Here is a 13376-nt window from a genome sequence, read left to right as displayed (position 1 = left end):
GAAAACTACACAATCAGATTTAAAAATATTACTTATGGTAATCTTAAATTAATAATAAAAAACATTACAGATTTTATATAAGTAAATAAAGAATAATAAAAGATTTTATAACTAATAAAATAATAACAGTCGAAATTTTATAAAATAACTGGAAAAATAAATTGACAAATGTAATACAAATTTATGAAAAAAGTATTACAAAATAATGAAAAATCATAAAAAATTTTTAGGTTTACCTAAAATGTGTAGTAACTACACATAAAAATTTGAAAAACTCATAAAAACTGATAAAATACTGAAAAACAGAATAATTTCCAATATTTCATCAATTCTCGAGATTGTTGAAATTCACAGAAATTCATGAAAAATCAATTGATTTTCATTTTTTCATGATGGACAATTATGTGAAAAAAATATGACTTTTCAGGAAAATGTGTAGTAACTACACATATTTTTCATTAGAAATTTTTAATTAATACAAACAATAATATAATAATATAAGGGGAGTTGATGTATGAGAATAATATCAATAGTAGGTAAAAAAAATACAGGCAAAACCTCACTAACCGTGAAAGTCATAAAAGAGTTGACAAAAAGAGGATACAATGTTGCCTCCATTAAGCACTCACACCATTCAATAGAAATGGATAAGGAAAATACAGACACCTGGAAGCATAAACAAGCTGGAGCAAATCTGGTGGTTGGTGTTGGATCAACAACATTTTTTAACGCAAGAAAAGAACATGACCTGAACAGAATACTTTACCTGCTAAAACACTTTGATGATTTTGACTTTGTAATCATTGAAGGATACAAAAGCTATAACTACCCAAAAATAATAACCTCCCCAGATGTAAGAGATGAATACACAATAAAAGAAGTAAATTCATTTACAATCGATGATGAAGGCATAAGCGAACTGGCAGATTTAATAGAAAAAAGAGGCCATGACATTGTAGATACATTATTTGCAAACAACTGCGGATACAATGACGGTGAAAAAATAGCCTCAGAAATTCGTCAAGGAAATCTAAGCGTTGATGAATTGGATAAGACACACAGCTACCTGTCAATTGACGGAAAAGTGGTGGGCTTAAACAGATTCGTAAGTGACTATCTAAAAAAGAACGTGATTGGAATTATAAATACATTAAACCTTAAGGATTTTGGCGTTGAAAACATTGGAAAAATAGAACTGGTTATTCCAAACGAAGATGTCTGTCAAAACCCAGGTAAAGCAGAATGTAAAATCTTAATCAACGGTGAAAATCTTGAAATAAATGGATTTACCAAAAATATCATTGCAAATTCAATAAAAGGAATGATTAAATCTATTAAAACCGAAGACAATGTCAGAAAAATCAATATTGAAATATCAGAAATTGAAGATGAACTGATTAATGCCAACATCACAGTCAAAACAAATGAACACAATGTTGAGATTAATGATTTCACTCAGGGCATTTTAAAGGAAACAATTTATGCAATTGTAAATACCTTAAAGATTGACGATGAAATCAATAAAATAGAAATTGAAGTGGAAGAATGATACTATGCTAGAAAATGTTGTTAAAGATAAGTATGAAAGACCTATTCTTTCACTAAGAATTACCCTTACAAACAGATGCAATGTTAACTGCCTTTACTGCCATCACGACGGAATGGTTAGATCAAAAGATGAAATGACCGCCGACGAACTATATACAATCTGTAAAATAGCTAAAAAGATAGGAGTTCGTAAAATCCGTCTGTCAGGTGGTGAACCTCTGCTTAAAAAGGATATTGTTGAGATTGTTGAAAAGATAGCCAGTTTAGGATTCAAGGACATTTCAATGACAACCAACGGAATTCTTTTGGAAAAATATGCGCAGGACCTAAAGGATGCCGGCCTTAACAGAGTTAATGTTAGCTTGGATACACTTAATCGTGAAACCTTTGAGTTCATCACCAAAAAAGATTACCTTGAGGATGCAAAAGCCGGAATTTTAAAGGCTGTTGAAGTTGGTCTGTATCCTGTCAAGATCAATATGGTAATTATGAAGGACATTAACCAGAATGAAATCGATGACATGTTCAAGTTCTGCAAGGATAATGATATTGTTCTTCAGCTGATTGAGCTGATTGAAAGTGAAAACTGTGATGACGACAAATTCAGTGAAGATTACCATTACAAGTTGGATGACATTGAAAAAGAGTTGGCTGATATAGCTGATGATGTGCGTGAACGTGAATTTATGCAGGGTCGTAAAAAATATTACATAGACGGTGGAGAAATCGAGGTAGTCAAGCCTGTTGATAATGCTAAATTTTGCGCAAAATGCTCCAGATTAAGGATAACACCAGACGGTAAAATCAAGCCATGTCTTTTGAGAAATGATAATCTTGTCGAGCTGATTTCACATGTCAGAAATGGTGAAAGTGAAGAAAAGCTTGAAGAAATTTTCATAAACGGAATCAATAAAAGGGAACCTTTCAACCAGTAATTTCCTATATTTTTTTATTGAAAAAAATAACATTGTTATTAAAAAGTTGATAAAAAAAAAGAAAAAATAGGAAATAAGGTAAAAACCTTATAACCATTTAGCTTTGGATACGTGGTCGGTGAATGGAAGTGGTTCGTCACTACCCATACCAGGGATGTATCCGTAGATTTCTCTAACTTTGTTGTTTACAGTACTCCATACTTTAGCAACAGGGATTTCACATGGACATACTTCGGAACATTGACCACAGTTGGTACATGCGTCAACCATGTGTACTAAACGTGTTAAGTGGAAGAATGGAGCAGCAGGAGTGTATCCACCAGGTACCCATTCAGGACCTTCAGCTTCTAAACAGCAGTCTTCACAGAAACATAATGGACATGCTTCACGACAACCGTAACATTTCATACATTTGGAGAATTCATCTTCGTATTGATAGAATACATCAATAATATCTCCGGTAGTACCTGCGTAATCAACTTCTTTTTTCTCTTGAGATTCTTTAAGCATGAAGTTGTTGATGTTTTCTCTGATTTTGATACCTTTTTCGATAGGTTCTTCGGTAGCAATTAAACCAGCATCAATAACTTTACCTAATACATCTGCACCTTTGTCGGAAAATACTTCTACGAAAGTAGCTTTTCCAGCTAAAGGACCGATAACTCCCCAGTTACCTAAAGCTAAGTCAGCGTTGGAAGGGATTTTGAGATTACATCTTTGACAGTTTTCTCTTCTACCCATACCTTGTTCTTCTAAGTCACCGATAGCAATACCTTTTTCACCATCAGCAGTTTCCATAATGAGTTTACCTTTGGAAATTTCTTCTTTGATAACATCTTTAGGATCGAGTTCGTATACATCTCTAATCATGTTCATGGTAGGAACAGGTGACATAGTTCCTCCACAGTTTACACCAATCATAATTACGTTATCTTCGATGATTTTACCTTTTTTCATTAATTCACGGATGGTCATTGCGTCACAAGGTTTACATGCAACTGCGAGTTTCATGTCTCTTGCACCATCTAAGTATTTGGATACGAATTTAGCAATGTTTAAAGTACCACAGTGAATGGAACCTGCGGTTTTAATAACGTCAGCAGGGTCAGTTACGAGAGTTGGTACACCGTCGTAAAGATCGTGACCTTCGGTTACAGCAACTACACCGTCAACAATACCTTCTTCTAATAAGTATTTCATGATTGTGGTTACTACTCCACCGTACTCTCCTTTTTCTTTGATATCTTCGATAGCAGAGTATGCGTAGTACATATCATTAATTTTTGCGCTCATTTAAATCTACTCCCATTTATTTACCTACTTGTACAGTGGTAGTTGACATATCTTCAGCTTTTACTTCGGTGTCAGTACCGTCTTTGTAAAGCTCGTTTTTGATTTCGACTTTTTCATCGAATTTTTCAACTTGGATAGCACAAGCTTTTAATTCAACCATTTTGGATTTAGGATCGAAAGAATCGGAATTGGTTAATACGTTAGCAGCACATTCTGCAAAGTGCATAGGAATGTTTACGATACCTTCTCTGATATCATCAGTTACACGTGCAGGGATAGCGATTTCTCCTCTTCTGGAGAATGCTCTTACTACTTCGTTGTTTAAGATTCCTCTTGCTTCAGCATCTTTAGTGTTGATTTCGATGAATCCAGTTTTTACCTCATTGGATAAGGTTTCACATCTTCTGGTCATTGCTGCGTGGTAGTGGAACAATACTCTTGTAGTTGTTAATAATAATGGGTATTCTTCATCTACGGTTTCAACAGGTCCTTTGTGTTCTAATGCTTGGAAGACACCTAAACCATCAGGGTGTGCGAATTTTTCTTTGTGCATTAATGGTTGACATGGGTCGTCTTCGGAAGGACAAGGCCAGTGAAGTGCTTCAGGAGTGTCTAATCTTTCACGGTTCATACCTGCCATGATAGGAGCACATTCTCTGATTTCATCAAAGATTTCTTCAGCAGATTCGTAGTGGAATAATTCTCTAGGAACGCCCATTCTAACAGCGATTTCTTCCATGATTTTCCAATCTACCCAAGCGCCTTCAGGAGGTTCTTGTGCTTTGTGTAAGCATTGTACTCTTCTTTCACCACTGGTGAAGGTACCTTCTTGTTCACCCCAACCTGCAGCAGGTAATACAACATCAGCACATTGTGCGGTATCGGTTAAGAAACATTCTTGTACAACTAACATTTCTAAGTTAGCGAGTGCTTCTTTGGTGTGAGCTACGTCTGCATCAGAGAGAACTGGGTCTTCCCCGTGGATGTATAATACTTTTAAGTCACCAGCGTGAGCAGCGTTCATCATTTCTACTAAGGTTAAACCAGGAGTGGTTGGTAAGTTTACTTCGTAACCTTCTCCACTGTAGTAGTCGTTGAACCATGCGGTAGTTTCTGGGTCTTTAACTTTTCTGTAACCTACGTAATCGGAAGGTAATGCACCCATATCACAAGCACCTTGTACGTTGTTTTGTCCTCTTAATGGGTTTACACCAGTACCTTGTCTACCAATGTTACCAGTTAACATTGCAAGGTTTGCAGTGGACATTACGTTGTCTGCTCCGTGAGAGTGTTCGGTAATACCTAATGAGTATACGATAGCTGCTTTGTCAGCAGATGCGTATTCTACAGCTAAGTGTTCAATTACTTCAGGTTTGATTCCGGTAATTTCAGAAGCCATTTCTAAAGTGTATTTTTGAACGGTTTCTTTCATTTCTTCGAAACCTTTGGTTCTGTTTGCAATAAACTCATCATCTTGCAAGTCTTTGTCGATGATGACTTTAATCATAGCGTTCATTAAAGCTACGTCAGTACCGGTTTCAAATTGAACATATTCGTCTGCGATTTTAGCAGTAGGAGTGAATCTTGGGTCTAATACAACTAATTTAGCACCGTTTTGTTTAGCTTGGATCATTTTACGTCCAAATAATGGGTGTGCTTCCATGTTGTTTGATCCAATACAGAAAATGTAGTCTGCTTCTTTAATACTGTCGAATCCGTTGGTCATAGCACCGGAACCGAAAGTGGTAGCTAAACCTGCTACAGTAGGACCGTGACAAATACGTGCACAGTGGTCTACGTTTTGAGTACCACAAGCTACTCTTGCTAATTTTTGAGTAATGTAAATGTTTTCGTTAGGTGAACGAGCACATGCGTAGAATCCAACTTTGTTTGGATCTTCGTCAGATACTTCTTTGAGTTTGTTAGCAACTAAGTCTAATGCTTCATCCCAAGAAGCTTCTCTGAATTCACCGTTTTCTTTTATTAAAGGAGTAGTTAATCTGTCTTCCCTATTAATAAATTGGTATCCAAAGTTTCCTTTTGGACATACTTTACCCTCGTTTACAGGGTGTCTTTTTAAAGGTTCTACACCAACAATTTTTTCGTCTTTTACAACGAAGTTGAGTCCACAACCAGTACCACAGTATGGACAGATTGTTGGAACATATTTAATTTCAACCATTTTATAATCTCCAAAATTTATATATAAAATAATTTAAAAGAAGCTTTTTTAAAAGCTTCTTAATTTAAGTTTACTAGCTTAATCTTTTAAGTAAGTGTACCAGTAGATACATGCTACAAAGATAGCTCCACCGATAATGTTACCAATGGTAACTGGTATTAAGTTGTTTACAATAATACTACCCCAGTTTACACCTTCAGCACCTAAGAACATACCTAATGGTATGAAGAACATGTTTGCAACACTGTGCTCAAATCCTATGGTAACGAAAGCCATAATTGGGAACCAAATACCAACGATTTTACCGATGATATCATCAGATGCGTTAGCTAACCATACAGCTAAACATACAAGCCAGTTACAACCAATAGCTTTAATAACAGCTACTTCGAAAGGCATGGTAACTTTAGCTTCAGCTACTGCGATTGCTTTTGCGGAAATTGCATAAGCAGGAGCAGTTGCGTCAGTAGGAGCGATTCCACCCATAAATGCTAAAACGTATGCAACGAATAAAGCACCTACGAAGTTGAAAATCCAACTGAGTACCCAGTTTTTAGCGAGACCGCCAACAGATGCGGAACCATCTAAAACACCGATAGTCATAAACATTACGTTTCCGGTGAATAATTCAGATCCTGCGAGGACTACAATGATCAATCCTACAGGGAACACTGCACCGAATACAAATTTTTCTAAACCGATTGGTGCACCAGCTTTTAACATACCGGCACTTGCTACTACTGCTAATAAACCACCAAATGCAATATATGCTCCTGCTAAGAAGGAGAGCAATATTACATTAACGATATTTGCAGAGTTTTTTGCTCCAGCAGTTGCGGAAATTGCTTTCGCAGTGTCTACTGGGCTTTTAAAAGATGAACTCATTTTATCAACCTCTTTTTATTCCCTTTAATTTTATTTTTTATAATACTGAATGAATCCCACAATTTAGTTCAAAGAGTATTATGAGTCTATATATGTTCATTATATATAAAAAGGATTTGTTATTAGAACGTAAAAGAAATATTTAAATAGTACAAATTAACATAATTAATCATAATGATAAATCATGATGGATTATATACACATCGTGAATAAACTCTTTTTTTATAAAATCAACGAATACCACTAATTATAAATTATTATAACAATTATAAATCGATTTAAAGATTAAATAAATGAATATATAAATGTCATAACCCACTATTTTAAAAAAAATATCAATATGAAATATTGTTAATATCATTTCTTTTGGCCGTAAAACATCTATAGATTCACATCAAAATTAAACTAATAAATTTTAAATATTAAATTCGATGATAACTGAATAACTACAATAATTAATTTTCATGATTACATGCATAATTAAGAAGTATTTATATAGATATCATATTATTAAAGCCATTAAAACAAATTAAAAAAATAGAAAAAATATCGATTTATATAACATTTAAGAAATAAATTTATTACATATACGAGAATTAATTTAAAATGGGAGATATAAAATGAAAATTGAAGAAATCGATGCAATAAATTTTAAAAATGATGAAGCACATGAAACAAAAGAAAAAGTTGTTAAAGATGAAACAATTACCTTAACAATTAACGGAGATATTTCAAGAAGCTTATCTGCAATTGAAGATTCACTTAAGGAATTTGCTGTAGGATACTTGTTTAATGAAAATATGGTAAAATCCCTGGATGACATCAAAAAAATTGAAATTGACGGACCACAAATAAATGTTGAAATAGATGACACATTACTTAAAACAAATGAAACCGTTTTATGCTCTGATTCTGCAGGAGGCTGGAGAAGCAAAATAAAACAAGTGAATCCAGTTGAATCCGATTTTCAGGTTGATGTACATGAACTAATCGATCGAATAGAAGAGTTAAAGAACAATGCCGAAATATGGCAAGCAACCGGCGGAACCCATGTTGCAGGAATCGTTTATAAAAATCAGTTTATAGTAAAAGAGGATGTCAGTCGTCATGTTGCAGTTGACAAGGTAATCGGATACGGAATATTGCATGATTTCGATTTAAACCACTCATATGTAATTTACAGTGGTAGAATGCCAGCAGACATGGTGATTAAAATGACAAGAGCTGGTGTGCCGATTCTTGCTTCAAATGCAGCTCCCGCTAATTCAGGTTATAATATTGCAAAAAAAGGAAATATTACTTTAGTCGGCTTTTTAAGAGGCCAACGTTGTAATATATATAATAATCAGAACAGAATTTTATTCTAAAACTGTGTGTCTTGCTTTCAAGTCACTTTCAGTTTGATGCATCTTTTCCATTAACTCGGAAACTATTGCATCTAAAAATACTAATGTTGTTAGTTCAAAAGCGGTTCCCAATGGAGTTAGGGAAGTATAATTTCCATGAATTTGACGTTTCATATAATTTTCATCGTCAACTTCCTTTTTAGTTCTTCCCTTAACAAGGACATAACTGTCAGCAAGCTGACCTAAAGTGGATTCAGGATATGATGTTAAAGCCAAAACTTTTGAACCTCTATTTTTAGCTATTTTAGCAGCTGATACGATAGTGTTTGTCTCACCAGAACCTGAAATAGCTATGATACAATCATCTTCATAAATAGCCGGAGATATGGTTTCACCTACAACATATGCACTTAATCCCAAATGCATTAATCTCATTGCAAATGCTTTAGCAGCGAGTCCTGATCTTCCTGCTCCAGTTACAAAAATATTTTTAGCATTAATAATTATATCTTCAAACTCATCAATAGCTTTTTCATCTAAAAATTCCTGTGCACTTTCAATATTATCCAATATAGCTCTAATAGAGGTTTTCATTATTTCCATTTTATCTAACCCATAAATCAATATTATTAATTATGATTACAATTTTATATATAATTAATGAAATTTGAAAGTAAAGGATTGATCAGTCTAGAAATAAATGGTGAAATTTTTGATTATAAATTATATCAAAGTTTAGATTCACTTTCAAAAACCAAATCCCAAAGAAAATCTGCTAAGGAATTGAATATTTCACATACAGTATTCAATAGAAGATTGCTTAAGGCAGAAGAGAAATTGGGTGTTAATATTACCAAAAAAGTTGGAAATGGAACCATACTTACTTCTGACGGACTGAAATTACTTGAAGAATTTAAAAAATACATTATCCAGATTGAAAAAACCTCCAATATCAACATTGCCGGAGGACATATCAGTACAGGACTGCTGGAAAGTATTCAAACTCCTTTTAACACAAATATCTACAGCAGCAGCGATGAAGATGCATTTGAGCTTGCAAGAAGAGGTGCTGTGGACATTTTGACATTGGATGACCCTTTGATTGCATATGAAAGGGACATCAACTTTATGCCGATAGCATATGACTATCTCGTTTTGGTTTCAAGCCCCGAATCAAGAAACATTGAAAGCATATCAGATTTGGAAGGTCTTGATTTTGTTGGTGTCAACGGTTCAGCCCAAAGGCTAGCCTGGAACAGCTTAAGGCATTATGATATCGAATTTAATATAAAAGTAAGAGTTAACTCTCAATTTGATGCCTTTAAATTGGTTAGAAACTCTGAAAATTTATATACTTTTTTAAATGCCAGCTATTTTAAAGGAAACGAACTATTAAAATATGACACACAACATGTAATCAGTGTTGTCAAAGTAAATGAAGATAAAGCAGAAGTTGATGATTTAATCAGATTTCTACTAAATGACGCACAAAAATCCATTGAAAAACAGGGCTTTTCACCTATGGGTTGAACCTGATTACTTTTCAAATGCTCTCGGAAAAAGTGTAATAGTATAATATTATATAATGACAACTACACTCATGTTACACCATGTTTTTGTGAAAGTTCATATACTCGACCAATATGCACTTTCAAAACATTAAATAATGATGAAACACAATATTAAATTGAAAGATAAAAAGGCGATATTATGGTTAAAAACAGAGATTTACTAGCAATTGGTCACTCTGCTCATGATTACATTATTAGAGTGCCTGAATTTCCAAAAGCTAATTTTTCAGCTCCTATTACCAATATGAAAACATTTAATGGTGGAGCAGCTGCAAATGTGGCTTGTGTTGGAGCAAAATTAGGATTAAAAACTTCACTTGTTTCTGCAGTAGGTGGAGATTTTAAAAGAACTGAATACTATGAACACATGCAAAATTTAGGTATCGACACTGATTCATTAATTATTGTTCCGGGTGAAGAAACACCGACAGCATTTGTCCTGACTGATGAAAATGATGACCAAATCAGTTACTTCTACTGGGGAGCTGCTAAAGAATTTGCACAAAGCAAAGTTCCGGTTAAATCAATTGAAAATACTGAAGCTGTTCATTTAGCTACCGGAGATCCTGAATTTAATTGGAAATGTTCTCAAGAAGCTAAAAATCAGGATTTGCTCGTTTCATTTGACCCAGGTCAAGACCTTGGAATGTATGATACCAAAAAATTGGTTGACGTTATCAAAAACACTACAATCCTCTTTGGTAATCATCATGAAATTGAAAGAATTTTAGATGCTCTTGAAGTTGATTTGCTTGCTTTAAGGCAAATGGGTCCTAAAATCATAGTTAAAACCTGTGGAGCCAAAGGTTGTGAAATTTATTCAAATGAAGATAAAATAATTATTGATGCAATTCCAACCGAAGCTATTGATCCTACTGGTGCCGGAGATTCCTACAGAGCTGGATTTTTATCAAGATTTTTAAATGGAGAATCTCTTGAAGAATCAGCTAAGTTTGCATCATCTGTTTCTTCATTTATTATTCAGCATCAAGGCTGTCAAACCAACATGCCTACTTTTGATGAAGCATTTGAAAGAATGAGTGAATTTTATTAATTCCAATCATTTTTTCAATTTTACTTTATTTTTATCAAAATAACCTTATTTTTATTATACATTACTAATTATTACTATTTTTTAAAAAAAACTTGACTTATATCAATAAAGTTGGAATTAGAAAAAATCCTACTAATTTAAATACTATTAAATAAAGATAAGTGATTATCAACTTTATGTGAAAATTTTTTAAAATAAATTTGACCGTTTTAAATTTAATTGGAGAGATAAGATGACACAGATTAGTGATGCAAAAAAGGGAATTTTAACCGAAGAAATGAAACATGTAGCTGAAATTGAAGGCGTTTCAGAAGATTTCATTTTAAAATCAGTAGCACAAGGTACAATAGTAATACCAAGCAACGTCAACAGAGACATTGAAGCATCAGGTATTGGTGCAGGACTTAGAACCAAAGTAAACGCAACTGTCGGAACCTCAACTGATATTGTAGACTTTGATGAAGAAGTATACAAGGCACAAGTTGCAATCGACCACGGTGCAGACTGCTTAATGGAATTAAGTATTGGCGGAGACTTGGATGTAATCAGAAGAAGAGTATTGGACATGTCCCCATTACCAGTAGGATCAGTACCAGTATATCAAGCTGCAATTGAAAGCATTAGAGAAAATGGTTCTGTAGTTGACATGGACGAAGATGACCTATTCAACACCATCGAAAAACAAGCAAAAGATGGTATTGACTTCATGGCAGTTCACAGTAGTATCAACATCGAAACATTAACCAGACTCAAAAGGCAAGGCCGTGTAACCGGACTCGTATCCCGTGGAGGATCATTCATGTCCGGATGGATTGTTGAAAACGAAAAGGAAAATCCATTATATGCAAACTTTGATTATGTCTTAGACATAGCAAAAGAACACGATGTCGTATTATCATTAGCTAATGGTATGAGAGCAGGATCCATTGCAGATTCAACCGACAGGGCACAAATACAAGAATTGATCATTTTAGGTGAATTAATTGACAGATCCCGTGAAGCAGGCGTACAATGTATGATTGAAGGACCAGGACACATTCCAATCAACGAAATCCCAACCAACGTAATGATTCAAAAGAAAATGTGTTCCAATGCACCGTTCTACATGCTCGGACCTATTGTATGTGATGTCGCACCAGGTTACGACCACATCGTATCTGCAATCGGAGCAGCATCATCTGCAAAAGCAGGAGCAGACTTCATCTGTTACGTAACCCCAGCAGAACACTTAGCTCTTCCAGACCCAGATGATGTAAAAGAAGGAGTCATTGCAACTAAAATAGGTGCTTACGCTGGTGATTTAGCAACCGGCCAAATTGACGGTTCACAAGACCTTGCAATGGCAGAAGCTCGTAAAAGACTTGATTGGGAAGCACAATATGAATGTGCAATGTTCCCTGAAGCTGCACGTGCAAAAAGAGATCAAAGACCTCCTGAAGAAGAAGATACCTGTACCATGTGCGGTAACTTCTGTGCAGTAAAAATCGTGAACGAATGGTTGGACCAATCCGATTCCGACCTAATCAAATAGATAGATTCCTATCTATTTTAACCTCTTTTTTTATTTTAACTTTTAATTTAACTGACCCTTTCTTACATTAACATTAACGTTTTGAAATTCTTGCCTGATTTTTGAGTTGGGACCATATCAAACAGTTGAAATACGCTAAAAAGTGAAAATTGCAAATGTTAATGTCAATCAATATTTCATTACAATTTTACGAAGTCGCTGCAATTTTACCAAATGACTGCAATTTCTAAAATAAGCATTTAAAATAGCCAATAATCTAAATTATAGCATGACAAATACTTATAAATGAAAATATTTAAATATAATCAAAATATAATTAATTCATAACCAACCCTAAGGTGAATAATATGAACATCAACAAAAACATTTCCATTGTTTATGACACAGAAATATTAAATAAGATTAAAGAAATGATACAGGAAGGATTTGACAAACTTAAAAACCTTGTAAATTCAGAACCTCCAAAATTCAATATTTATGACGAACTAAAAGATAAATTTAATGATATTGAAAATAATTTAAAAAGTTATGATTTTTTAAATGAAGAGTTAACTTACCTTCTATTAATTTCAGATGAAATATTATATATCATTAATCAAAACTGTAAAGATTCCTCTTTTGGACATTGCGATTTTGCATTGGAATTATTCGACTTTTTCATTGAAATCTGGAATGCAAAAATCAGATTAATCGAAAATTATTCAGAAATAGAATTAAAAAAACATGAAACACTCAAATCAAACTTCAAAAAAAGATATCACACATATCGACGAGAATTCTATTGGAACATCTATGAATATAGTGAAGATTTCGATGAAAAAGAAATGTATGAATTTGCAAAAAGCCTAAAGGAGTGATTGAATGTCTTTTTTTATAGACACAAATATTGCATTAGGATATTCAATTATTCATGATAAGATACATGAAACCGCAAATAAACTAATAGACGAATTTAATGAGGATATTTATTGGTCCAACTTAGTTCAAGATGAATATACAAAAAAATTTGTCGATATACTTGATGAAATTGA

General features: G+C 33.8%; 11 protein-coding genes. 7 read left to right on the top strand and 4 right to left on the bottom strand.

Going from position 1 to position 13376, the window contains the following annotated elements; all coding sequences use genetic code 11:
* The first annotated feature begins 514 nt into the window (after positions 1 to 514).
* Together mobB and moaA are read left to right on the top strand one after the other, a co-directional pair.
* A complete protein-coding gene (mobB, locus tag IJ258_RS02155; RefSeq protein ID WP_292802209.1) occupies positions 515 to 1549 on the top strand; it encodes a molybdopterin-guanine dinucleotide biosynthesis protein B in 1035 nt (344 codons plus the stop codon).
* 4 nt (positions 1550 to 1553) lie between these two features.
* Complete coding sequence (moaA, locus tag IJ258_RS02150; RefSeq protein WP_292802207.1) at positions 1554 to 2483, top strand: GTP 3',8-cyclase MoaA; 930 nt, start codon at positions 1554 to 1556, stop codon at positions 2481 to 2483.
* An 87-nt stretch (positions 2484 to 2570) separates the two neighbouring features.
* On the opposite strand, the gene IJ258_RS02145 is transcribed toward moaA, so the two are convergent.
* The 3 genes from IJ258_RS02145 to IJ258_RS02135 all read right to left on the bottom strand — a co-directional run bounded on the left by IJ258_RS02145 (position 2571) and on the right by IJ258_RS02135 (position 6843).
* Positions 2571 to 3776, bottom strand: a complete 1206-nt coding sequence (locus tag IJ258_RS02145; RefSeq protein WP_292802205.1) for a Coenzyme F420 hydrogenase/dehydrogenase, beta subunit C-terminal domain — start codon at positions 3774 to 3776, stop codon at positions 2571 to 2573.
* Positions 3777 to 3792: 16 nt separating this feature from the next.
* Positions 3793 to 5958 (bottom strand): formate dehydrogenase subunit alpha, encoded by a 2166-nt coding sequence (gene fdhF / locus IJ258_RS02140; RefSeq protein WP_292802203.1) that lies wholly within the window; start codon positions 5956 to 5958, stop codon positions 3793 to 3795.
* A gap of 78 nt (positions 5959 to 6036) precedes the next feature.
* Positions 6037 to 6843, bottom strand: a complete 807-nt coding sequence (locus IJ258_RS02135) for a formate/nitrite transporter family protein (RefSeq protein ID WP_292802201.1) — start codon at positions 6841 to 6843, stop codon at positions 6037 to 6039.
* 620 nt (positions 6844 to 7463) lie between these two features.
* On the opposite strand from IJ258_RS02135, the gene fdhD reads away from it, so the two are divergent.
* On the top strand, positions 7464 to 8210 hold the full coding sequence (fdhD, locus tag IJ258_RS02130) for a formate dehydrogenase accessory sulfurtransferase FdhD (RefSeq protein ID WP_292802199.1): 747 nt from the start codon (positions 7464 to 7466) through the stop codon (positions 8208 to 8210).
* Here the strand turns inward: fdhD and hxlB are convergent.
* Complete coding sequence (hxlB, locus tag IJ258_RS02125) at positions 8202 to 8792, bottom strand: 6-phospho-3-hexuloisomerase (protein ID WP_292802197.1); 591 nt, start codon at positions 8790 to 8792, stop codon at positions 8202 to 8204. The genes fdhD and hxlB overlap by 9 nt on opposite strands.
* 57 nt (positions 8793 to 8849) lie before the next feature.
* Here hxlB and IJ258_RS02120 point away from each other — a divergent pair, with 57 nt between their 5' ends.
* From IJ258_RS02120 to IJ258_RS02105, 4 genes are all read left to right on the top strand, one after another.
* Entirely contained in the window at positions 8850 to 9719 is an 870-nt protein-coding gene (locus IJ258_RS02120; protein WP_292802195.1) for a LysR family transcriptional regulator, read from the top strand.
* A gap of 180 nt (positions 9720 to 9899) precedes the next feature.
* On the top strand, positions 9900 to 10814 hold the full coding sequence (locus IJ258_RS02115; protein WP_292802193.1) for a carbohydrate kinase family protein: 915 nt from the start codon (positions 9900 to 9902) through the stop codon (positions 10812 to 10814).
* A 232-nt stretch (positions 10815 to 11046) separates the two neighbouring features.
* Positions 11047 to 12345 carry a phosphomethylpyrimidine synthase gene (thiC, locus tag IJ258_RS02110; RefSeq protein WP_292802191.1) on the top strand — a complete coding sequence of 433 codons (1299 nt, stop codon included), beginning with the start codon at positions 11047 to 11049 and terminating at the stop codon, positions 12343 to 12345.
* Between the two features lie 347 nt (positions 12346 to 12692).
* A complete protein-coding gene (locus tag IJ258_RS02105) occupies positions 12693 to 13202 on the top strand; it encodes a hypothetical protein (RefSeq protein WP_292802189.1) in 510 nt (169 codons plus the stop codon).
* The last annotated feature ends 174 nt before the right edge of the window (positions 13203 to 13376 follow it).

It is taken from the genome of Methanobrevibacter sp., from assembly GCF_017468685.1.
GTDB lineage: Archaea > Methanobacteriota > Methanobacteria > Methanobacteriales > Methanobacteriaceae > Methanocatella.
Note: the sequence above shows the minus strand (reverse complement) of the source record. Positions and strands in the feature narration are given on the sequence as shown.